Source organism: Luteitalea sp., assembly GCF_044337415.1.
Taxonomy (GTDB): domain Bacteria; phylum Acidobacteriota; class Vicinamibacteria; order Vicinamibacterales; family Vicinamibacteraceae; genus Luteitalea.
In genome coordinates this window covers 1-20369 of sequence record NZ_JBIINP010000013.1, presented here as the reverse complement: position 1 = coordinate 20369, position 20369 = coordinate 1, and the positions used below count along the sequence as shown (strand labels likewise).

Sequence of the window (20369 nt, the reverse complement as noted above, 5' to 3'; positions counted from 1 at the left end):
GTCCGCGGGTACGGTAGGGTATGCCGGTGATGCGTACCCGGATCCTCGTCCTCCTCGCCCTTGCGTGCGTGGCAGCGGCCGCGTGGGACACGCGGCCCTACCTCGAGCTGCCGTCCGTGCAGGCCCAGGCGCCGCCCAGGCTGAACGTCGTCTTCATCATGGCCGACGACCTCGGATGGGGCGAGGTCGGCGCCTATGGGCAGCAGAAGATTCCGACGCCGAACATCGACCGGCTCGCGGCGCAGGGCATGCGCTTCACGCGCCACTACTCGGGCGCGCCGGTGTGCGCCCCTGCGCGGGCCGTGCTGATGACCGGCAAGCACATGGGCCACGCCGAGATCCGCGGCAACATCCAGGCGAAGACGCGGCTGCCGCAGTTCACGGAAGGGCAGTACCCGCTCAGCGACGGCGCCGTGACCATCGCGCAAGTGTTCAGGAACGCCGGGTACGCCAGCGGCGCGATGGGCAAGTGGGGACTCGGTCCGGTGGGCAGCACCGGCGATCCGAACCGCAAGGGGTTCGACCTGTTCTTCGGCTACAACGACCAGTCCGTCGCGCACAGCTACTACCCGCCGCACGTCTGGCGCAACGCCGAGAAGATCGCGATCAACGCCCGGCCGGTCCCCGGGCACGCCACGCAGCCAGACGGTCCCGTGTCGATGGACCCGTGGATCGGCGAGACCTACGCGCCGTCGCTGATGATCACGGAGGCGGAGCGCTTCATCGCGGCGCAGTCCGGTCGGCCGTTCTTCCTGTACCTGCCCTTCATCCAGCCGCACGTGGCGATGCACCCGCCGAAGGCCCTCGTCGAGCGCTTTCCGGCAGAGTGGGACACCGTGCCGTACCGCGGCGCCAACAACTACCTCCCGCATCCGCGCCCACGTGCCGGGTATGCGGCGATGATCGCCGAACTCGACGACCACGTCGGGCGCGTGCTTGCCGCGATCGAGAAGGCCGGCGTCGCCGACCGCACGCTCGTGGTCTTCACCAGCGACAACGGGACGACGCACCCGGGTGCGAAGGATCCGGCGTTCCACATCGGCGGCGTGGACGCGGCCTTCTTCAACAGCACGCGAGGCCTGCGCGGTTACAAGGGCAGCGTGTACGAAGGCGGCATCCGCGTGCCGATGATTGCGCGCCTGCCGGGCCGCATTCCCGCCGGCAGCGTGAGCGAGGTGGCCAGCTACTTCCCCGACTGGTTCCCGACGCTCGCGGCCGCGGCGGGGCTGCAGGCGCCCTCCGGACTCGACGGCGAGAGCCTGTGGCCCGTCATGACCGCAGGCGCCTCGTCGGTGCCGACGCGCCGGCCGATGGTCTGGGTGTTCCCCGAGTACGGTGGGCAGGTCGCAGTGCGCCTCGGCGACATGAAGGTGGTGCGCCAGCGGCTGCAGGCCGCGGAGCCCGGGCCCTGGGAGGTGTACGACCTGGCGGCCGATCCGAACGAAACCCGTGATCTCGCCGCGAGCCGCGCCGACCTGGTTCGGCAGGCGCAGGACGTGCTGCGCCGCGAGTCGCTACCCAACGAGATCTTCCCCGTGCCGATTCCCGGTGTCACCACGCGCTGAGGCGGCCCCAGTGTCTGTGCTCCGACGGGTCCTTGCCGCGTTCGCCTTCGCCATCGCGACCGCCACGCTCGCCGGCGCCCAATCGACGACGCCGCCCACGTCGCCGCAGGGGCCGGCGCCTGTGGCGGCCGCCCCGTCCACGCAACCGACCCTCGTGCCTCCTCACGTCGAGGTGGACGATGAGGGTGAGCGCAACGATCGCCCGAAGAAGCGATCGCAGCGCGACGACCTGACCGGGTGGGCGTACGCGAGCAAGGGACTGCAGTTCCGCTCCGAGGGTGGCGGCCTCTACCAGTACTTCTCGCTGCGCAACCAGTTCCGGTTCACCTCGGAGCAGGACGACGAGGAGTGGGCTGTCAACCGGTCGCGCCTGAAGTTCGGCGGGCACCTGTGGTCGCCGCGCGTCTCCAACTTCGTCGAGATCGACCTGAAGACGCCGCGTGCGTACCACTTCTTCGTGCAGGTGAAGGCGCGCGACTGGCTGCAGGTGCGCGCCGGCCAGTGGAAGGTGGAGTTCAATCGCGAGCGCGTCGACTCGTCGGGCGACCAGCAGCTCGTCGACAGGTCGCTCGTCAATCGCGACTTCACCCTCGACGGCCAGCTCGGCGTGATGGCTCGTGGCCGCGTGCTCAAGGGGCGCCGCTTCGACGGCGAGTACTTCCTCGGCGTGCTCGCCGGCGAAGGCCGCCTCGCGCTCGGCGACGGCGACGGCGTGCCGATGGTGCTCGGCCGCTACCAGTGGAACGTGTTCGGGCGCAGCGTCGGGTTCTCGCAGTCCGACGTCGAGTACCACCCGAAGCCTGCGATGGCGATTGGCGTGGCGGCCGTGAGCAATCGCGGCCGGTTCACGCGATTCAGCTCCGATGGCGGCGCGCAGCTCTCCGGCTTCGAGACCGGCGCGGCCGGGCGGTACGACCTGCGGCAGTGGATGGTCGACATGGCGCTGTTCAACCGAGGTTTCTCGCTGCAGACCGAGCAGCACTGGAAGCACGTGCGCGACCGCGAGACGGCCGTCGAGCGTCGCCTCTTCGGCGGATACGTGCTGGCCGGATACTTCCCGCACGACCGGTGGCGAGCCATTCCGGCAGCGCTCGAGTTCGCGGGTCGCGTGGCCTACGCGGATCCGGACCGCGACGCGGCCGTGCCGATCGACCGCGAGATCACCGGCGGCATCAACTGGTACTTCAACCAGCACCGCAACAAGCTGAACCTCGACGTGTCGCGCCTCACGATCCAGGGCGCCACGCACGGGCGCGTGCGGCTGCAGTGGGAGATCTCGATCTAGGACGGCAGTCGGCGGTCGGGAGTCGGGAGTCGGGAGTCGGCACAGGGCCGGGTACCGGGTACGGGGTACCGGGTACGGAGAAAAGCGGCGAATGTCGGCGGCGGATCGTTACCGCGTCGTCACAACCCCCGGCGGCGCGATCACGTATCTCCGTGCAGGAGGTGTGATGGTCGTTCCGGTACTGCTGGTGCTCGGAGGGCTCGGCCTGGTGGTGGTCCTGGTGGCGCTCGTCGGGTGGGGAGGGCGTGTGGCGCCATCGGCCGGCGCAAGGAGCGCCGAGCACGGAGGGGATGACGGCGGCCTGCTGGCGATGCTGGCGGCAGGCGCAGATACGGGAAGCGCCGGCGGCGACACGGGCGCCGACGCGGGTTGCGACGGCGGCGGGTCCGGCGGCGACTGACCGCGGCGCGGGACTAGCGCTTCTTCGCGGCCAGGCGGCGCACGCCGCGCGCGGCATCCTCGGCCGCCCGGAGTCGGGCGATGCGAGTGAGCAGCGTGACGGGCACCCGGCCCGTCAGCGGAAAGCGAATCGTGCCCTTGCCGTTGTACTCGTAGGGCGCGAGCGCGTCGCCCAGCGCGTCCACGAGATCGCGCGTCGCCGGGTACACCGAGTAGTGCGACGTGAACGCCGCGCAGTACACCACCACCCGCCCCCCGCTCTTCAGTGCCGGAATGCCGTACGACACGACCGGTTCTGCCCCGGGCAGGCCCTTCCGCAGTGCGGCGAACACCCGCGTGAGCGTGCCGCGCGAGGCATCGGGCAGCGCAGCCAGGTAGTCGTCGACAGAAGCAAAGGCGGGACGCGGCATGGGCAGTCTCAGGCGTGCCCCGCGGAGGCCGGCCGGGCCACCGGCACCACGTCCGCGGCGGTCGATGGGTACAGCCGGGCCAGCAGCGGGGTCGTCATCACCGTGGTGACCAGCGCCATCACCACCAGCATCGAGAACAGGACGGGCGAGATGATGCCGAGGTCGAGGCCGAGGTTCAGCACGACCAGTTCCATCAGCCCCCGCGTGTTCATGAGCACGCCGAGCGCCACCGAGTCGCGCGTGTTGAGTCCGCTCACGCGCGCGGCCACCGCGGAACCCACCAGCTTGCCCAGGATCGCGAGCACCAGGATCAGTCCGCAGTAGAACCACATCTGCGCGCCGCTGACCAGCCCGATCTGCGTCCGCAGTCCCGTGAACGCGAAGAACACCGGCAACAGCAGCGTGGTCGCGACGAGCTCGAACCGCGCCGTGATGGCCTCGACGAACGCGTCGGTCTTGGGCAGCATCACGCCGACGAAGAACGCCCCGAAGAGCAGGTGGAGGCCGATCCACTCGGTGGTCACCGAGGCGAGCATCACCACCGTGAGCAGCAGGGCCACGGCGTCTTCACTGAGCCGGTGCCGCTTCTCGAAACTCGCGAGGAAGAGGCCGAGGCCCGCCCGGCGCAGCACCGTGATGACGGCGATGAAGGCCGCCAGCCCGCCGATCATGACCGGTATCGGCAGGGTGTGCTGCGAGGCCCGGACGAGCGCGACGATGCCGGCGAGCAGGCACCAGGCGGTGACATCGTCGACGGCGGCGCAGGCGATGGCGACGGTGCCGATGCGGGAGTCGAGCAGGCGGCGCTCGCGGAGGATGCGCGCCAGCACGGGAAACGCCGTCACGCTCATCGCCGTGCCCATGAACAGCGCGAACTCGTGGAAGCGGACGTCGGCCGATGACAGGCGCGGGTAGAGATAGAGCGCCAGGGAGACGCCGAGGAGCATCGGGAGCGTGATGCTGGCGTGGCTGGCCAGGACGGCGGTGTGCCCGAGACGGCTCAGGCGGCGCAGGTCGAACTCCAGGCCCACGAGGAACATGAAGAGCAGCAGTCCGAGCTGACTCAGCGTGTTCAGGTGGGCGTGGTTGGCTGCCGGGAAGAGTGTGGCCGAGACGCCGGGGGCCATCCAGCCGAGCAGCGATGGCCCGAGCGCGATGCCCATGGCCATCTCGCCCACCACCTAGGGCTGGCCGATCGCGCGCGCCGCGAGGCCCGCCGCGCGTGCGCAGGCGACCAGGACGGCCACCGACAGGAGCAGCCAGGGCAGGCTGAACTCGCCGACCGGTCCGGCCGCGCGTGCGACGTCGTGCATCGGCGCCGCCGGGGCGACCAGCGACGCCCCGAGGCGCAGGGCGAGCAGCACGCCCGCGATGGGCAGGCCGACGAGCAGGCCGTACTCGACGAGGACACGGGACGCGCGAATCAGCATGGGGCCAGACACGCCAGCATAGCGCGCTGCGGCCCCATCGCCGCCTCACGGATACAGCCGCGGCCGATCGCCCGGTCCAACTGACCATCGTCTGGCAGCAGGTCGGCCTGCCGCCGGATTCGGCCCGTCTCGATCAGACGCGCGACGGATTCGCGCCCACCCTGGCTGACGCGTCACCGCGGGCAGTGGAGGAGAGGGGTAACCCAGCCGATTGGCCCTGACATGAAGACCTGCGTCCGGCGTTTCCTCATCGGCGTGAGCTTCCTCGCGGCGTGCCCCGTTGCCGGATTCGGGCAGTCGGCTCCCCGCTACGATGCGGGCGATCCCACCCTGCAGCAGATCTGGGTCGACCCTGCCAGCGGTGACGACCGATCGAGCGGCCGCAGCGCCGGCGACGCGGTGCGCACCCTCCGTGAAGCCTGGACCCGCATTCCGGCCAATACGGCGGCGAGTCCGTTTGTCGCCATCGGGTACGAGATCCGGCTGCAGCCCGGTGAGTATCCGGCCGACACCATCCCGCACTACATGGAAGCGCGCTACGGCACCGCGACCGCGCCGATCGTGGTCCGCGCCGTTGGCGGCGCCGGCACCGCCACCTTGCGCGCGGGCCTGAACATCGCCCACGTCGCCTACCTCTACTTCGTCGACCTCGACATCGTGCCGACGCCGGCGGCCGACGTGTTCCACTGCGAGGATTGCGACACCATCCTGCTGCGCAACGTCACGTTCACGGGCGGCACGCGGCCGGTGGACGGCGCGGACGCGGCCGTGGCCCACGAGACCGTCAAGGTCAACCAGTCCACGCACATCTACATCGAGGACTCGCGCATCGGCGGTGCCGATGACAACGCGATCGATTTCGTGGCCGTGCAGGACGGACACATCGTCGGCAATCGCGTCTTCGGGGCGGGCGACTGGTGCGGCTATGTCAAGGGGGGCTCGGCGTCGATCCTCGTGGACAGCAACGAATTCCATGACTGCGGCACCGGCGGCTTCACGGCAGGACAGGGCACGGGCCTGCAGTTCATGAGCACGCCATGGCTGCACTACGAGGCCTACGACATTCGCGTCGTCAACAACATCGTGCACGACACCGAGGGGGCCGGCCTTGGCGTCAGCGGTGGCTACAACGTCCTGGTGGCCTGGAACACGCTCTACCGCGTCGGCACGCGCAGCCACGTCCTCGAAGCCGGCTTCGGGGCGCGCAGCTGTGATGCCGCCGACGTGGCATCGGAGCTTACGGCCTGCGAGAGCCGGCTCGCCGCGGGCGCCTGGGGGACGACGGTGGTCGACGATGGCGATAACTTCGTGCGCATTCCCAACAACCACGTCTTCCTGCTGAACAACGTCGTCTTCAACCCCGAAGGCGCCGGCAGCCAGTGGCAGCACTTCCAGATCGCGGGCGCGGCTCCGGGCGGCGCGACCGGGCCCGGAGTGCCAGTCTCGAGTCGCGGCGACAACGATGTGCGGATTGCCGGCAACGTGATCTGGAACGGGCCGTCGGGGCATCCCCTTGGTGTGGGCGGCGATGCGGGGTGCCCGGCCAGTCATGCGACGTGCAGTGAGCCGTACATCAGCGGTCACAACGCGATCAATACGCAGCGACCCAGCTTTGTCGACCTCGGGACCAACGACGTGCGGCCGACCGGCTCGCTGGCAGACGTCCGCAGTGTGCCGGCACCTGACTTCGCGTATGGGGACCTGCCGTCGCGGCCCCAGGCGCCAGCCGGCGCCACGTCGAACCGGGTCGCGCTCGATCGCTACGGCCGCGCGCGTGGCGCCAACGACCCCCCTGGCGCGGCGCTGCCCCAGTAGCCGGCAAGGGCCTCCACACCGACGGGGCCCCCGCTCGAAGCGCGACTCACGCTCGCATGAGCGTCCCCACGCAAGTGACCGACCGCCTGGTGCTGACCGTGTGATGCGGAAGACGGGACGCGAGCCCGAACGCCGAGCCACGCAGCGCCGCTGGCTGAGGGCCTGACGCCGCTCTTTCCGCGCCGAATCAATGTAGTGAGTGGGGGCCTTCGACTCGCAGGGCTGACCGAGCCTGAGCGAGAACCTGTTCGCCGGCTGGCCATGAGCGAGCCTGGAGCGCGAGCCTGCGAGCGTTCCAGGCGAGTCGAATGGTGCGGAAGAGGGGACTCGAGCCCGAGGGCCGAGCCGCACAGCGGCGACGGCTGAGGGCCTGAGGCCGCCATTCCGTGCCGAACGAACGAAGTGAGTGATGGTGCGGAAGAGGGGACTCGAACCCCTACGAGATTGCTCCCGCCAGCCCCTCAAGCTGGTGCGTCTGCCAATTCCGCCACTTCCGCAAGTGGTGTTGCCGGTCCTTGCGATGCGCTGCAAGGTCGCGACAGAACCACGAACTATAGCAGGTCCGTGGCGTTGAGGGAAGCGCCTGGGTCGAAACCCGGCGCCGTTACTGCTTCTTGGGCTCGGGCGCCGTGGCCGGTGCCGCTGGTGCCGGCGCGAGCGTCGCGGGCGCGGGTGCGGCCCCTGCGGGCTGCGACGTCGCGGTCCCGGTGGCGGGCGCAGGACTGGTGGTGGCCGTCGGCGCCGCCGGCGCGCTCGGCGCCTTGGTCGCCGGAACCACGGGCGCGGGCGCCGCTCCGGGCACGCCGCTCATCACCGAGCTCGGCCCCCGCGTGCCGACGATGGCCAGACCGAGGGCGCCGAGCATGAAGAGCCCACCGAGGATGGCCGAGGCCTTGGTCAGCACGGTCGCGCCCTGACGGGCGCCGAACGCGGCCTGTCCGCCGCCGCCACCGAAGGCGGAGGCGATGTCACCGCCCTTGCCCTGCTGCAGCAGGACGGCCAGCAGCAACAGCAGGCACACGACGACGTAGAGGGTGACGAGGAGCCAGTACAGCATAACGACTCAGTGTAAATCGGGAAGCGGGAATCGGGAAGCGGGAATCGGGTCGCGGGTCGCGGAACGCGGGAATCGGAGAGCGCAGCCAGGGCTGGCTCTCCGATCCGGAAACGGCCTGGATCACACCGCGGCGGACGCGATGGCGTAGAAGCCCTGGGGATCGAGGCTCGCGCCGCCGACGAGCGCCCCGTCCACGTCCGGCTGCTGCAGGATGGCCCGGGCGTTGTCCGGCTTCACGCTGCCGCCGTAGAGGATCTGGCACTTGTCGGCCGCTTCGGCGCCCACCCAGGCGCGCAGGCGACCGCGGATGTGCGCGTGCGCCTCCTGGGCCTGCTCCGGGGTGGCGTTCCGCCCCGTCCCGATGGCCCACACCGGCTCGTACGCGATCACCATCATGGCGAACTGGTCGGACGAGAGTCCCTCGAGACACGCCTTCAGCTGCGTGTCGAGCACCTCGAACGTGCGGCCCGCCTCGCGCTCCTCGAGGGTCTCGCCGATGCAGGCAATCGGGGCCAGGCCGGCGGCATAGGCGGCGTGGATCTTCCGCGTGACGTCGGCATCGGTGTCGCCGAAGACGCGGCGGCGCTCCGAGTGGCCGAGGATGACCAGCGCGGCGCCGGCCTCCTTGACCATCGGGGCGCTGACGGCGCCCGTGAAGGCGCCGTCCTTCTCCCAGAAGCAGTCCTGCCCGGCCGTGGCGATGCCGGAGTTGCGCAGCGCGTCGGCCACGGCGTGGATGGCCGTGAACGGCGGCGCAATCACCAGTTCCACCGTCGTCAGGTCCTTGGCGAGGGCGCGGAACTCCTTGGCGTAGGCGACAGCGTCGGCCACGCCCTTGAACATCTTCCAGTTACCGGCAACCAGCGGAGAACGCATCCTTGATCCTTGTCGAAGGAAAGAAGAGCAGAAGAGTAGAAGGCAGAGCGGGAAGACGGAAGGGTGGAAGGAAAGAAGAAGGTGAAGGAAGGGACGGAACCGTCGGCCTTCACGGCCCTGGTTCCGTCAAGGCTTTCGTGCTTCTACCTTCCCGCTCTGCCTTCTTTCCTTCTACTCTTCTGCGCTTCTACTCTTTTTCCGGGAGCACCGCGACGCCCGGGAGTGTCCGGCCGCCGAGGAATTCGAGGCTGGCGCCGCCACCGGTCGAGATGTGGCTGATCTTCTCGGTCACGCCGGCCTTGTGGACCGCCGAGATCGAGTCGCCGCCGCCGATGATCGTGATGCCGTCGACGTTGGCCACGGCCTGCGCGACGGTGTTGGTGCCGTTGGCGAAGGCCGGAATCTCGAACACGCCCATCGGGCCGTTCCACACCACCGTCTTCGCCCCCTTGATCAGCTCGGCGTAGCGCGCCGCCGTCTTCGGGCCGATGTCCAGGCCCATGCGGGTGCCGATGGCGGCATCACCCACGGCCAGCGTTTCGAACGGCACGTCGGCCGACAGGGCCTCGGCCACGACGTGATCCTCGGGCAGGGCCAGCGTGAGGCCACGCGCGTCGGCCTGCGCCTTCAGGTCGCGCGCGGTCTCGACCAGATCGGCCTCGACCAGCGACTTGCCGACCTCGAGGCCCGCGGCCTTGAGGAAGGTGTACGCCATGGCGCCGCCGATGACGAGCGCATCGACCTTGGGCAGCAGGTTCTGGATCACCTCGAGCTTGTCGCTGACCTTCGCGCCGCCGAGGACGGCCACGAACGGCCGCTCGGGGTTGGTCAGCGCCTTGCCCATGTAGTTGACCTCGTTGGCCATCAACAGGCCTGCCGCCGCGTCCTTCACGTGGGCGACGATGCCCTCGGTGGAGGCGTGCGCACGGTGCGCCGAGCCGAACGCGTCGTTGACGTACACGTCGCACAGGGCCGCGAGCTGCGCCGCGAAGCCGGGATCGTTGGCTTCCTCCTCCGCGTGGTAGCGGAGGTTCTCGAGCAGCACCACGCCCGGGGCGCCTGCCTTGGCCACGGCCTCGGCCGCGGGGGCGCCGACGCAGTCGCTCGCGAACACGACGGGCTGGCCGAGCAGGGCCGACAGGCGGTCGGCCACTGGCTGCAGCGTGAACTCCGGGTTCGGCTTGCCCTTGGGCCGGCCGAGGTGGGACGCGAGGATCACGGTCGCGCCCTGCTCGAGCGCGTAGCGGATCGTCGGCAGCGACGACTGGATGCGCGTGTCGTCGGTGATGACGCCGTTCTTGATCGGCACGTTGAAGTCGACGCGGATGAACACGCGACGACCCTTCAGGTCGAGGTCGGTGATGGAACGCTTGGCCATGGAAGCTCGCAGGAAGAAATGCAGAGGGGCGGCGGCTTGCGCCAGCCGCCCCTGAGTGTCGAACGATGCGGTGCCCGGTACCCCGTACCCGGCACCCGGTACCCGGGTTGAGTGCCTACAGGCCCTTCGTGGCCATGTAGTTGACCAGATCGACGCAGCGGCTGCTGTAGCCCCACTCGTTGTCGTACCAGCTCAGCACCTTCACGAAGTCGCCGTCCATGACCTTCGTGTACGCCGAGTCGACGATCGAGCTGTTCGGGTTCTTGCGGAAGTCGATCGACACGAGCGGCGCGTCCTCGACCGCAAGGATGCCCTTCAGCGCGCCGGCGGCCGCGGCCTTGAACGCCGCATTGACCTCCTCGGCCGTCGTCTTCTTGCCCACGATCACCGCGAGGTCGACCACCGACACGTTCGGCGTCGGCACGCGCATCGCGAAGCCGTCGAGCTTGCCCTTCACGTGCGGCAGCACCTCGCCCACGGCCTTGGCCGCGCCCGTCGTCGTCGGAATCATCGACATGGCCGCGGCACGCGCCCGGCGCAGGTCCTTGTGCGGCAGGTCGAGCAACTGCTGGTCGTTCGTGTAGCTGTGAATCGTCGTCATCCAGCCCTTGACGATGCCGAACTGCTCGTCGAGCACCTTCACGAACGGCGCGAGGCAGTTCGTCGTGCAGGAGGCGTTGGACACCACCACGTGCTTGGCCGGGTCGTACTGCTCGTGGTTGACGCCCATGACGAAGGTGCCGTCGGGGCCGGTGGCCGGGGCCGTGATGATCACGCGCTTGGCGCCCGCCGCGATGTGCTTGGCCGCATCGTCACGCTTGGTGAAGATGCCCGTGCCCTCGAACACCACCTCGACGCCGAGGTCACCCCAGGGCAGCTGCGCCGGATCACGCTGCGCGAGCACCTGGAACTTGTCGCCGTTGACGCTGATCCAGCCGTCGCCCGACTCCACCGTCGCGTCGAGGTTGCCGAGGATCGAGTCGTACTTGAGCAGGTGCGCCAGCGTCTTGGTGTCCGTCAGGTCGTTGACGGCGACGAAGTCGAGCTGGCCAGAGCCGAGGGCGGCTCGCATGATGTTGCGCCCGATGCGTCCGAAGCCGTTGATGCCAACCTTGATGCCCATGGAGGTTCCTCCTACGCGGTCGCTGACCTGCGGATGATGACGGTCGGTATGAATGGTGTGCCGACGGTGGTCCGGCCTGCATGCCGGACGCCGCCGGGACGGCACAACCGCAGATGGTATCGCGAATGGTTCGCTATACTCCACGCAGCCGCCTCGACCCATGCAGGAACCGGGGGCGGGCAGGACTGCGTGCCATGTATTTCCTCTACAGCCTGCTCGTCGCGTGCGGCCTGGTGGTGTTGGCTCCCTGGCTGGTCCTGCAGGCGTTCCGCCACGGCAAGTACCGGCATCAGTGGCACGAGCGTTTCGGGCGATTGCCAGATTCCTTGGCCGGCAGCGCCGCCCCGACGCTGTGGTTGCACGCCGTGTCGGTGGGGGAGGTGCTGAGCGCGGCGCCCCTGGTTGCGGCCGTGCGACGCGACCATCCCGATTGGCGTGTGGTGGTGTCCACCACCACCCGGACCGGACGCGAGACCGCCGTGGCCCGGCTGCCCGGGATCGTCGGCGTCTTCTACTTCCCCCTCGACTTCGCCTGGGTGGTGCGGCGGGTCCTTCGGCATATCCGCCCCAGTCTGCTCGTGATCGTCGAGACCGAGATCTGGCCCAACGTCGTCCGGCTGTGCCGCGAGGCCGGCGTCGGGGTGTTGCTGGTCAACGCGCGCATCTCCGACCGCAGCTTCCCGCGCTACCGGCTGATCCGCCGGGCGCTGGCCAAGGTGCTCGCGCAGTTCGACCGCCTGTGCGCCCAATCGGCCGCCACCGCGGCCCGGCTCCGGGACCTCGGGGCCCCGACCGACAGGCTCGTGGTGACCGGCAGCCTCAAATTCGACGTCCCCGCCGACGCCCCGGCGGGCGTCTCCGCCGTCGGCGCGCGGCTCGAGGGACGTCCCGTCCTCCTCGCGGCGAGCACGCTCAAGGGCGAGGACGAGATCCTGCTCGAGACCCACGCGCGCCTGCGTGAGACCGCTCCCGACGCCGTGCTCGTACTGGCGCCACGCCATCCTGAACGATTCGAGTCCGTGGCCGCACTGGCCTCGCGGACCGGGCTGCGCGTCGTCCGGCGAACGGCACTTGGGGCAACGCCCGACGCCCCGTTCGATGTGCTCGTGCTGGACACCATCGGCGAACTCGCGGCGCTCTGCGCGCATGCGACGGTGGTGTTCGTCGGCGGGAGCCTGGTGCCCGCCGGCGGGCACAACATCCTCGAGCCGGCCAGGTTCGCGCGCCCGATCGTGGTCGGGCCATCGATGTCCAACTTTGCCGAGATCGCCCGTGTATTCCTCGACGCCGGGGCACTGGTGCAGGCGCCAGACGCCGCGACCGCGCAGCAGGAACTGCTGGCCCTGTTTGCCGACCCCTCCCGTCGCCAGTCGCTGGGCGCCGCCGCGCAAGGGGTGCTCGATCGACATCGCGGTGCGGTCGGCCGGACGATGCGCGAGATCAGCGCCGTGATGGCCGCGCGCGGCCTGGGCGTGGGCGCCGTGGTCGAGGGGGCCCGATGACCGACTCGCCCTGGAGCTTCCGCATGCTGCGGGCCGCGGCGCGCCTCTACGGGCATGGCGCGGGCCTGCGCCGGGAACTGCGCCGGAAGATCCCGATGCGGCTCGCGCGGCCCGTGGTCAGCGTGGGGAACCTCGCCGTCGGCGGTCGCAACAAGACGCCGGTGGTGGCCTCGATCGCCCGGATGCTGCACGGGTGGGGCGAGCGGCCGTCGGTGCTGAGCCGAGGCTACCGTCGCGAGACGCCGACGCGCGACGTGGTCGTCGTGCGCGACGCCGAGCACATGCGCGCCACCCTGGCCGAGAGCGGCGACGAGCCGTTCATGCTGGCGCGCGAGTTGCCCGGCTGCTGTGTCCTCGTGCATCCCAAGCGCGCTCGCGCCGGCGCGTTCGCCGAGGAGACGCTGGGCTGCTCGGTCCATGTGCTGGACGATGGCTTCCAGCACGTGGAACTCGCACGCGACGTGAACCTCGTGCTGCTGACGATCGACGACGTGCTCCATGGCGAGGTGCTGCCGGCCGGCCGCCTGCGTGAGCCGCTGCATGCGCTCGAGTACGCCGACGCGCTGCTCGCGGTGGACGGCAGTGCGTCGCGGCTGCGCATGGCGCTCGGCCGGACGCCCGACGTCCCGATCTTCGAGGCGCGTCGCCATCTCGGCCCGCCGCGGCCCATCTCGGGGACCACGGATTTCTCGCGCCTCCAGGAAGGACCGGTGTTGCTGGTCACGGCGGTGGCCGAGCCGTCGCGGGTGGCCGATGACCTCCGCCGGGCGGGATGGACGCTGGCCGACGTCCTGAGCTTTCCCGATCACCACCGCTACCGCGCGGAGGATGCCGCGCTGATCGACGCCCGCGCAAGGGCGGCCGGTGCCCACGCCGTCATCACCACCGCGAAGGATGCCGTGAAGCTGGAGCGGTACCTCCCGCTCGAGACGCCGGTGGCGGTCGTGCCGCTCGAGGTGGTGATCGAGCCCGTCGACGAGTTCGCGTCCTGGCTGCGCGCGCGTCTCGCGCTGGATCCGGAGGGCGCGTGAGCGACGCCACGTCGGGGCGCCGGCACCGGCTCGAGCAGGCAGCCGTGTCGGGCGTCGCGGCCGTCGTGCGCCGCCTGCCGCAGTCGTTCGCCACCAGGCTCGGACACGGCATCGGCGCCATCGGCTATCGGCTCGACGCGCGTCACCGGCGCATCACGCTCGACAACCTCGCGGCGACCTTTCCCGAACGGTCCGTGGCCGAGCGCACGCGGATCGCCAAGCAGGTGTTCGCGCACTTCGGGCGCAAGCTGATCGAACTGCTGTGGTTCACCGGCCTGCCCGCGGAGCGCCAGCTCGCGCTCGTCGAGTTCGTCGGCGCCGAGCACATCGAGGCGGCGCGCCGTGCCGGCAAGGGCGCGCTGATCGTGACCGGCCATTTCGGCTTCTGGGAACTGCACGCGCTGGCTCACGGCCTCAAGCTCGGCCCGATGGCCGTCGTCGCGCGCGCGCTCGACAACCCGCTGCTCGACCGCACGCTCATCGACCTCCGCAGCAGCACGGGCAACATCGTCATCGACCGCAAGGGCGGGCTGCGGCGCATCATGCGCGCGTTGAACGCCAACCAGGCGGTGGCGGTGCTCATCGACCAGCACATCCTGACGGCAGACGCCGTGAAAGTGGACTTCCTCGGACGGCCCGCGGCCACGACCTCCGCCGTCGCGGTCCTCGCGCTGCGCACGGGGGCGGCCGTGATTCCGGCCTTCTCGCTGCCGCTGAATGACGGGCGCTACCGGCTGATCTACGAGAAGCCGCTCGAACTGCCCTCGAGCGAGTCGCCCGACGCCGTGCGCGACCTGACGCAACGCTGCACGAAGGTGCTCGAGAAGTACGTGCGCGCCCATCCGGAGCGCTGGCTGTGGATGCATCGCCGGTGGCGCGACGATGTCCGCACCACCGAGTCGCCGTCGCTTGCGGTGGACGACGCGGGGGACGCGGAGGCGTGAGCGCGCGGCGGGTGGTCGTCCGCGGCCCCAACTGGCTCGGCGACCTGGTGATGGCCGCGCCGTCGATCCGCGCGATTGCCGACGCCTGGCCCGATGCCGTCGTCGACGTGGCCGTGCCCGCGGGCCTGGCGCCCATCGTCGCCGTGCTCGATCCGCGCGCCGGTGTCGTGCCTCTGGAAGGGCGGACCGGTCCCGGCGCGGTCCGGCGGCATGCCGCGCAGATCGCCGCGGGCGCCTACGATCACGCCATCCTGTTCACCAACTCCTTCGCGTCGGCACTCGCGGTGCAACAGGCTGGTGTGCCCGAGCGCTGGGGCTATCGGCGCGACGCGCGGGGCCTGCTGCTCACCCGCGCCATCCGCCCGCGTGCCGCCCGGAGGATGTCGACGCATCACGCCGATTACTACGCGGCACTGGTCGAGGCGCTGGGGCTGCCGCGTCCCACGCCCGAGTTGCATGCGCTGCTCCCGAGGGCGGCCCGTGACGAGGCCGTCGGACTCCTGCGCGAGGCGGGGTGGGATGGGCAGGCGGCGATCCTCGCCTGCGCGCCCGGCGCGGCCTACGGCGCGGCCAAGCAGTGGCCGCCGCGGCTCGTGGCCGAAGTGGCCGACGCCTGGATCGCGCAGGGCGGGGTGGTGGTCATCGTCGGGGCCGGCGCGGATCGACCGGCATCCGCAGCGGTCCGCGCGGCGCTGGCGGCGCCCGGCCCTGGTGTGATCGACCTCACGGCTCGCACCAGCCTGCTCGCGTTGGCCGGCGTGCTCGGCATCGCGACGCGCGTCCTCGCCAACGACTCGGGCGCCATGCACGTGGCCGCGGCGCTCGGGACGCCGACGGTCTCCGTGTTCGGCCCGACGCGCGAGTGGGCCACAGCGCCGATCGGTCCGCACCGGATCCTCACCCACGAGGTCTGGTGTCGCCCGTGCATGCTGCGCGAGTGCCCGCTCGACCACCGGTGCATGACCGGCGTCTCCGCCGATCGCGTCATCGCCGCGTTGCGCGGCTGACACGGGGAAGAGGCGCGTCGACCTGAAGGTCGACGCCCACGAACCGCAAGGTCGACGCCGGTCAAGCGAGGGGGCGCGGTTCCTGTGTTCGTGGCCGCCGACGTTTACGTCGGCGGGCGGTTCTGCCCCCACAGTTCATCGGCGGTAACTGGCGGGTGCGAGCGCAACCTGAGTTGACGCTCTGGGAGCCCTCTATTCGTGGCCGTCGACGTTCACGTCGGCGGGCGGCCTTGGCATGTCACCTGCAGCGGAGAGCCCCATGGTGGGGCGCCTGCGTGGATGGGACTATCGTTCGCCCGGCGCGTACCTGGTGACCGCATGTACGCATCGAAGACGGCCAATCTTCGGTGAAGTGGTGGGCGAGACCGTGGTGCTCTCGGAACTCGGCCGTGCGGCCGTCGAGGCTTTGGAGACAACAGCCCAACGCCACCACGGTGTGTTGGTCGGGGCTTTCGTGGTCATGCCCGACCACATACATGCCGTGATTGAGATCGGGCTGGATGAGGCGCCGACTGGCTCCCTCTCGCACCTCGTGCGCGAGGTGAAGGCCCGGGTCACGATGGCGGCTCGTGTGGCGGAAGCGGCAGGACCGCAAGAGCCACTCTGGCAGCGTGGGTACCACGATCGAATCATCCGGTCGGATGCGGAGCGTGCAGCGCTCCTTGCCTATATCGCCGAGAATCCCTTGCGATGGACGCTCCGCGAAGCCGCTGGGCGGAGTGCGTCGACCTGAAGGTCGACGCCCACGAACCGGAAGATCGACGCCGACCAAGGGAGGGACCTTGGCTCCTGTTGTTCGTGGCCGCCGACGTTCACGTCGGCGGGCGCGCGACGGGCGTGCTCCCCACGCGCGTCAGCCTGCGTGGGCGCGGGGGGAGGGCGCGGGCATCACGGCGCTGAAGGCGAGCGCGGCCAGCGCGGTGACGCTCGAGCCGATGAACGCGTACCACGTCCACGCGACCGGCGTGGCCATGAAGATGTAGACCAGCACGGCCAGTCCCACGCACATGCCCGCGAGCATGGCGGCGGCACTCACGCGGGTGGTCGCGAAGCCGACGAGGAAGGCGCCCAGCACGGGGCCCGCCGTCAGCGACAGGATCGACAGCCCGGCGTCGAGGACCGACCGGTCCATCCACTGGCAGGCGAGGGCGACGACCAACTGCACGAGGCCCCAGAGGAGCGTGGCGCGGTACGACACGCGCATGATCGTCTGCTCGTCGGCCGTCTCGTTGACGTAGCGCAGGTAGAAGTCGTTGACCGTGGTCGCCGCCATCGCGTTGATGGACGGGGAGAGCGCCGCCGCCACGATGGCCGCGATGATGAAGCCGGCGACGCCGCTCGGCAGCGTGTTGATCACGAACCGCGGCAGGATTTCGTCGGGGCGCCCCAGCACCGGAGCCGGCACCTGCTGGTAGTACGTGAAGAGCATCACGCCGATGATGAGGAACAGCCCGAACTGCAGCAGCACCAGCACGCCGCTCAGCATCAGGCCCCGGCCCGCGTCTCGCGCCGAGGGCGCCGAGAGCAACCGCTGCACCAGGAACTGGTCGGTGCCGTGCGTGGCCAGCGTGAGGGCCACGCCACCCACCAGGCCCGCCCAGAACGTGTAGACCTTCGTGAAGTCGAGGCCGAACTCGAAGACGTGGAACTTGCCGGCGGCGCTGCCGGCCGCGACCACGGCGCCCCAGCCGCCCTCGATGCCGTTCAGCAACGCGAAGAAGATGATCAGCGCCCCGGCCAGGTACACGAACATCTGCACGACGTCGGTCCAGATCACCGCCGCCGACCCGCCGTACATCGTGTAGACGATCATCGCCGTGCCGAGCAGCACGACGGTCCACGGCACCGGGATGCCGGTGACCACGGCGATCACCAGCGCCGTCGTGAACAACCGGATGCCGTCGGCCAGCGATCGCGTGACCAGGAAGATGGCCGCCCCGGCCGATCGCACCAGTGGGCCGAAGCGCCACTCGAGCAACTGGTAGGACGTCATCAGGTCGCCACGGAAGTACGCCGGCAGGAACAGCGCACTGACGATGACCCGGCCGATCACGTAGCCGATCGGCAGCTGCAGGAACGCCATGTTCCCGGTGTAGGCGGCCGCCGGCACCCCGATGAACGTGATGGTGCTCGTCTCGGTGGCGACGATGGTGAAGCAGATGGCCCACCAGGGCACCGAGTGGCCCGTGAGGAAGTAGTCCTTGCTCGACCGCTGGAATCGGGCGAAGTACGTCCCGAACGCCGTCAGGGCCAGGACGTAGCCCGCGATCACTGCGTAATCGAGCCAGTTGAGGACCATCGGCCGGCCAGCGTAACACTCGAATGCCGGGAATGCCGAGGACGGCCGGAAATGCCGTGGAATGGGTTCGGGCGGCATCGCGGCATTCCGGCATCGCGGCATTTCCCGTAACATGCCGTCCAATGTCGTCCCTCGCGCCTGCGGTCTTCCTCGACCGCGACGGCACCCTCATCGAGGAGGCCGGTTACCTGGACAGCCTCGACCGCATCGCGCTGATTCCGTCGGCGGTGGACGCCCTGCGGGTGCTCGCGCGCGCCGGCTTCAGGCTGGTGGTCGTGACCAACCAGAGCGGCATCGCCCTCGGCCTGTTCGACGAGGCGTTCGTGCGCCGCACCCACGACGCGCTCGACGCCCGCCTGCAGGCGGGCGGGGCCCGCATCGACGGCTGGTACTTCTGCCCGCACCATCCCGCGGGCCAGGTGCCCGAACTCACGATGACGTGTGCGTGCCGCAAGCCTGGCCCGGCGTTGCCACGGCAGGCTGCGGCAGACCTGGGCCTCGACCTGTCGCGCTCCTGGATGATCGGCGACCGCTGGGGCGACGTGCAGCTCGCATCGTCAGCCGCGATGGCTGGCGGCCTTCTCGTGCGCACCGGCTACGGCCGCAGCGCGGAGGCCCGTCCAACCTCCGGAGTCACGGCCGCGTGCATCGCCGACGACCTCATGGATGCCGCCGGGTGGATCCTGAGGCAACCGCAATGATCGAACGCCTCCTCGCGGCGCTCGACGCCCTTGCCGGCCGCCGCACCGTCGTCATCGGCGACATCGCCGCCGACGAGTTCCTGTACGGGCGCGTGGCCCGCGTGTCGCGCGAGGCGCCTGTCCTGATCCTCGAGTACGACACCACCGAGATCGTGCCCGGCGGGGCGGGCAATGCCGCCGCCAACGTCGCGGCGCTCGGCGCCAGGGCGAGCCTGTTCGGCGCCGTCGGTCGCGACGAGCAGGGGGCGCGGCTGGTGGAGGCGCTCACGGCCCGTGGCGTGGATGCCCGTGCCGTCGTTCGTATTCCGGGCCTGGTGACCACGACGAAGACGCGCGTGCTCGCCGGCGGCATCCACTCGGCCAAGCAGCAGGTGGTCCGGATCGACCGCAAGGGCGACGTCGCGGCGCCGCGCGCCGTACACGAGGCCTGGGGACGCCGCCTCGATGCCGCGCTCCGTACCTGCGATGCCGTCCTCATCTCCGACTACGGGGGCGGCGTGGTGACCCCCGCGCTGGTCCGGCACGTGCGCCAGGCGCTCCGTGCGCGCAAGGGGCGCCGGGTCCCGGTGCTGGTGGACTCCCGCTACGACCTCGGGCGCTATCGCGGGCTGACCGCGTCGACGCCCAACGAATCCGAGGTCGAGGCCCTGCTCGGCCTCCGCATCGACGACGACCGCAAGGTGCTCGAGCGGGCGGGACGCGCGCTGCTGGAGCAGACGCGGATGGAGGCCGTGCTGATCACGCGCGGCAGCCGCGGCATGGCGCTGTTCGAGCCGGACCGGCCGACCGTCCACGTGCCGATCCACGGCACCGACGAGATCGCCGACGTGACGGGCGCCGGCGACACCGTCATCGCCACCGTCACGCAGGCGCTGGCGGGCGGGGCGTCGATGGAAGAGGCCGCACGGCTGGCCAACGTGGCCGGCGGGCTGGTGGTGATGAAGCGCGGCACCGCGACCGTCACCGTGGCCGAGATCCGGGCCGCGCTCGAGGCCGGCCGATGATCGTGTCGCGCGACGCGCTGCTCTCGCGCATCGAGGAGCACCGCGCGCAGGGGCAGACCGTGGCGCTGGCCAACGGCGTGTTCGACCTGTTGCACGTGGGGCACCTCCGGTACCTGCTGGGCGCGGCCGAGGAAGCCGACATCCTCGTCGTGGCGGTCAACGACGACGCGATCGTGCGGGTACTCAAGGGGCCTGATCGGCCCATCGTGCCGCAGGACGCGCGCGCCGAGCTGATCGACGCGCTGCGCGCCGTCGACTACGTGGTGCTCTTCGGCGATCCCACGGTGGGGCCGCTGCTCGAGGCGCTCCGGCCCGACGTCCACTGCAAGGGCACCGACTACACGGTGGACACCGTGCCCGAACGCGCGATCGTCGCGGCCTACGGCGGCCGCACGGCCATCGTGGGCGACCCCAAGGATCACTCCACCCGCGACATCGTCGCCCGCCTGCAGTGACCTCGTTCCTCCTCGTGCGACTCGGCGCGCTCGGCGACATCGTGCACGCCATGCCGGTGGTGGCGGCGCTGCGCGCGGCCCATCCCGC

General features: G+C 70.5%; 20 protein-coding genes and 1 tRNA gene. 12 read left to right on the top strand and 9 right to left on the bottom strand.

What is annotated here, in order from left to right:
• Positions 1–29 precede the first annotated feature (29 nt).
• The 3 genes from ACIRDX_RS04210 to ACIRDX_RS04200 all read left to right on the top strand — a co-directional run bounded on the left by ACIRDX_RS04210 (position 30) and on the right by ACIRDX_RS04200 (position 3250).
• Entirely contained in the window at positions 30–1565 is a 1536-nt protein-coding gene (locus ACIRDX_RS04210; protein ID WP_396624149.1) for an arylsulfatase, read from the top strand.
• A gap of 10 nt (positions 1566–1575) precedes the next feature.
• A complete protein-coding gene (locus ACIRDX_RS04205; protein WP_396624148.1) occupies positions 1576–2850 on the top strand; it encodes a porin in 1275 nt (424 codons plus the stop codon).
• A gap of 166 nt (positions 2851–3016) precedes the next feature.
• Positions 3017–3250 (top strand): hypothetical protein, encoded by a 234-nt coding sequence (locus ACIRDX_RS04200; RefSeq protein ID WP_396624147.1) that lies wholly within the window; start codon positions 3017–3019, stop codon positions 3248–3250.
• 13 nt (positions 3251–3263) lie between these two features.
• Here ACIRDX_RS04200 and ACIRDX_RS04195 read toward each other — a convergent pair whose 3' ends face one another.
• Genes ACIRDX_RS04195 through ACIRDX_RS04185 form a run of 3 tightly spaced genes read right to left on the bottom strand, consistent with a single transcriptional unit; the run spans position 3264 to position 5089 of the window.
• Positions 3264–3659, bottom strand: a complete 396-nt coding sequence (locus ACIRDX_RS04195; RefSeq protein WP_396624146.1) for an iron chaperone — start codon at positions 3657–3659, stop codon at positions 3264–3266.
• 8 nt (positions 3660–3667) lie between these two features.
• Entirely contained in the window at positions 3668–4828 is a 1161-nt protein-coding gene (locus tag ACIRDX_RS04190; RefSeq protein ID WP_396624145.1) for a cation:proton antiporter, read from the bottom strand.
• 12 nt (positions 4829–4840) lie between these two features.
• Entirely contained in the window at positions 4841–5089 is a 249-nt protein-coding gene (locus ACIRDX_RS04185) for a hypothetical protein (RefSeq protein ID WP_396624144.1), read from the bottom strand.
• 222 nt (positions 5090–5311) lie between these two features.
• Between ACIRDX_RS04185 and ACIRDX_RS04180 the strand changes: the two genes are divergently transcribed.
• Entirely contained in the window at positions 5312–6904 is a 1593-nt protein-coding gene (locus ACIRDX_RS04180) for a right-handed parallel beta-helix repeat-containing protein (protein WP_396624143.1), read from the top strand.
• A 410-nt stretch (positions 6905–7314) separates the two neighbouring features.
• Here the strand turns inward: ACIRDX_RS04180 and ACIRDX_RS04175 are convergent.
• The 5 genes from ACIRDX_RS04175 to gap form a co-directional block, all read right to left on the bottom strand.
• Positions 7315–7401 (bottom strand) — tRNA-Leu (locus ACIRDX_RS04175).
• A 107-nt stretch (positions 7402–7508) separates the two neighbouring features.
• Positions 7509–7961: a preprotein translocase subunit SecG gene (secG, locus tag ACIRDX_RS04170; RefSeq protein WP_396624142.1), complete on the bottom strand. Its 453-nt coding sequence runs from the start codon at positions 7959–7961 to the stop codon at positions 7509–7511.
• Positions 7962–8081: 120 nt separating this feature from the next.
• Positions 8082–8837, bottom strand: a complete 756-nt coding sequence (tpiA, locus tag ACIRDX_RS04165; RefSeq protein ID WP_396624141.1) for a triose-phosphate isomerase — start codon at positions 8835–8837, stop codon at positions 8082–8084.
• Positions 8838–9024: 187 nt separating this feature from the next.
• Positions 9025–10215, bottom strand: a complete 1191-nt coding sequence (locus ACIRDX_RS04160) for a phosphoglycerate kinase (protein WP_396624140.1) — start codon at positions 10213–10215, stop codon at positions 9025–9027.
• Positions 10216–10330: 115 nt separating this feature from the next.
• Positions 10331–11338: a type I glyceraldehyde-3-phosphate dehydrogenase gene (gap, locus tag ACIRDX_RS04155; protein ID WP_396624139.1), complete on the bottom strand. Its 1008-nt coding sequence runs from the start codon at positions 11336–11338 to the stop codon at positions 10331–10333.
• 194 nt (positions 11339–11532) lie between these two features.
• Between gap and ACIRDX_RS04150 the strand changes: the two genes are divergently transcribed.
• The 5 genes from ACIRDX_RS04150 to ACIRDX_RS04130 all read left to right on the top strand — a co-directional run bounded on the left by ACIRDX_RS04150 (position 11533) and on the right by ACIRDX_RS04130 (position 16555).
• Complete coding sequence (locus ACIRDX_RS04150; RefSeq protein WP_396624138.1) at positions 11533–12840, top strand: 3-deoxy-D-manno-octulosonic acid transferase; 1308 nt, start codon at positions 11533–11535, stop codon at positions 12838–12840.
• Positions 12837–13871, top strand: coding sequence for a tetraacyldisaccharide 4'-kinase (lpxK, locus tag ACIRDX_RS04145; protein ID WP_396624137.1), 1035 nt, complete (start codon positions 12837–12839; stop codon positions 13869–13871). Before ACIRDX_RS04150 ends, lpxK begins: the two co-directional genes overlap by 4 nt.
• On the top strand, positions 13868–14815 hold the full coding sequence (locus ACIRDX_RS04140; RefSeq protein WP_396624136.1) for a lysophospholipid acyltransferase family protein: 948 nt from the start codon (positions 13868–13870) through the stop codon (positions 14813–14815). The genes lpxK and ACIRDX_RS04140 overlap by 4 nt, the downstream gene beginning before the upstream one ends.
• Entirely contained in the window at positions 14812–15822 is a 1011-nt protein-coding gene (gene waaF, locus ACIRDX_RS04135; protein ID WP_396624135.1) for a lipopolysaccharide heptosyltransferase II, read from the top strand. Before ACIRDX_RS04140 ends, waaF begins: the two co-directional genes overlap by 4 nt.
• Positions 15823–16081: 259 nt before the next feature.
• Positions 16082–16555: an REP-associated tyrosine transposase gene (locus tag ACIRDX_RS04130; RefSeq protein WP_396624134.1), complete on the top strand. Its 474-nt coding sequence runs from the start codon at positions 16082–16084 to the stop codon at positions 16553–16555.
• A 120-nt stretch (positions 16556–16675) separates the two neighbouring features.
• Here ACIRDX_RS04130 and ACIRDX_RS04125 read toward each other — a convergent pair whose 3' ends face one another.
• Entirely contained in the window at positions 16676–18121 is a 1446-nt protein-coding gene (locus ACIRDX_RS04125) for a sodium:solute symporter (protein ID WP_396624133.1), read from the bottom strand.
• Positions 18122–18243: 122 nt separating this feature from the next.
• Between ACIRDX_RS04125 and ACIRDX_RS04120 the strand changes: the two genes are divergently transcribed.
• From ACIRDX_RS04120 to ACIRDX_RS04110, 3 genes are read left to right on the top strand one after another with little or no spacing between them, the layout of a single operon-like run.
• Complete coding sequence (locus tag ACIRDX_RS04120) at positions 18244–18822, top strand: D-glycero-alpha-D-manno-heptose-1,7-bisphosphate 7-phosphatase (RefSeq protein WP_396624132.1); 579 nt, start codon at positions 18244–18246, stop codon at positions 18820–18822.
• The gene (locus ACIRDX_RS04115) at positions 18819–19826 is read left to right on the top strand and encodes a bifunctional heptose 7-phosphate kinase/heptose 1-phosphate adenyltransferase (protein ID WP_396624131.1); all 1008 of its coding nucleotides are present in this window, start codon (positions 18819–18821) and stop codon (positions 19824–19826) included. Before ACIRDX_RS04120 ends, ACIRDX_RS04115 begins: the two co-directional genes overlap by 4 nt.
• Complete coding sequence (locus ACIRDX_RS04110; protein WP_396624130.1) at positions 19823–20281, top strand: adenylyltransferase/cytidyltransferase family protein; 459 nt, start codon at positions 19823–19825, stop codon at positions 20279–20281. The genes ACIRDX_RS04115 and ACIRDX_RS04110 overlap by 4 nt, the downstream gene beginning before the upstream one ends.
• Positions 20282–20369: the final 88 nt, after the last annotated feature.

What these genes read in the sequence shown, in the direction of transcription:
- ACIRDX_RS04200 (WP_396624147.1), top strand. Translation starts at nt 3,017, where the DNA reads ATGGTCGTTCCGGTACTGCTGGTGCTCGGAGGGCTCGGCCTGGTGGTG.
- ACIRDX_RS04190 (WP_396624145.1), bottom strand. Translation starts at nt 4,828, where the DNA reads ATGGCCATGGGCATCGCGCTCGGGCCATCGCTGCTCGGCTGGATGGCC.
- ACIRDX_RS04180 (WP_396624143.1), top strand. Translation starts at nt 5,312, where the DNA reads ATGAAGACCTGCGTCCGGCGTTTCCTCATCGGCGTGAGCTTCCTCGCG.
- ACIRDX_RS04110 (WP_396624130.1), top strand. Translation starts at nt 19,823, where the DNA reads ATGATCGTGTCGCGCGACGCGCTGCTCTCGCGCATCGAGGAGCACCGC.
- ACIRDX_RS04185 (WP_396624144.1), bottom strand. Translation starts at nt 5,089, where the DNA reads ATGCTGATTCGCGCGTCCCGTGTCCTCGTCGAGTACGGCCTGCTCGTC.
- ACIRDX_RS04125 (WP_396624133.1), bottom strand. Translation starts at nt 18,121, where the DNA reads ATGGTCCTCAACTGGCTCGATTACGCAGTGATCGCGGGCTACGTCCTG.
- tpiA (WP_396624141.1), bottom strand. Translation starts at nt 8,837, where the DNA reads ATGCGTTCTCCGCTGGTTGCCGGTAACTGGAAGATGTTCAAGGGCGTG.
- ACIRDX_RS04160 (WP_396624140.1), bottom strand. Translation starts at nt 10,215, where the DNA reads ATGGCCAAGCGTTCCATCACCGACCTCGACCTGAAGGGTCGTCGCGTG.
- gap (WP_396624139.1), bottom strand. Translation starts at nt 11,338, where the DNA reads ATGGGCATCAAGGTTGGCATCAACGGCTTCGGACGCATCGGGCGCAAC.
- ACIRDX_RS04130 (WP_396624134.1), top strand. Translation starts at nt 16,082, where the DNA reads ATGGTGGGGCGCCTGCGTGGATGGGACTATCGTTCGCCCGGCGCGTAC.
- lpxK (WP_396624137.1), top strand. Translation starts at nt 12,837, where the DNA reads ATGACCGACTCGCCCTGGAGCTTCCGCATGCTGCGGGCCGCGGCGCGC.
- ACIRDX_RS04150 (WP_396624138.1), top strand. Translation starts at nt 11,533, where the DNA reads ATGTATTTCCTCTACAGCCTGCTCGTCGCGTGCGGCCTGGTGGTGTTG.
- ACIRDX_RS04195 (WP_396624146.1), bottom strand. Translation starts at nt 3,659, where the DNA reads ATGCCGCGTCCCGCCTTTGCTTCTGTCGACGACTACCTGGCTGCGCTG.
- ACIRDX_RS04210 (WP_396624149.1), top strand. Translation starts at nt 30, where the DNA reads ATGCGTACCCGGATCCTCGTCCTCCTCGCCCTTGCGTGCGTGGCAGCG.
- ACIRDX_RS04115 (WP_396624131.1), top strand. Translation starts at nt 18,819, where the DNA reads ATGATCGAACGCCTCCTCGCGGCGCTCGACGCCCTTGCCGGCCGCCGC.
- ACIRDX_RS04120 (WP_396624132.1), top strand. Translation starts at nt 18,244, where the DNA reads ATGTCGTCCCTCGCGCCTGCGGTCTTCCTCGACCGCGACGGCACCCTC.
- secG (WP_396624142.1), bottom strand. Translation starts at nt 7,961, where the DNA reads ATGCTGTACTGGCTCCTCGTCACCCTCTACGTCGTCGTGTGCCTGCTG.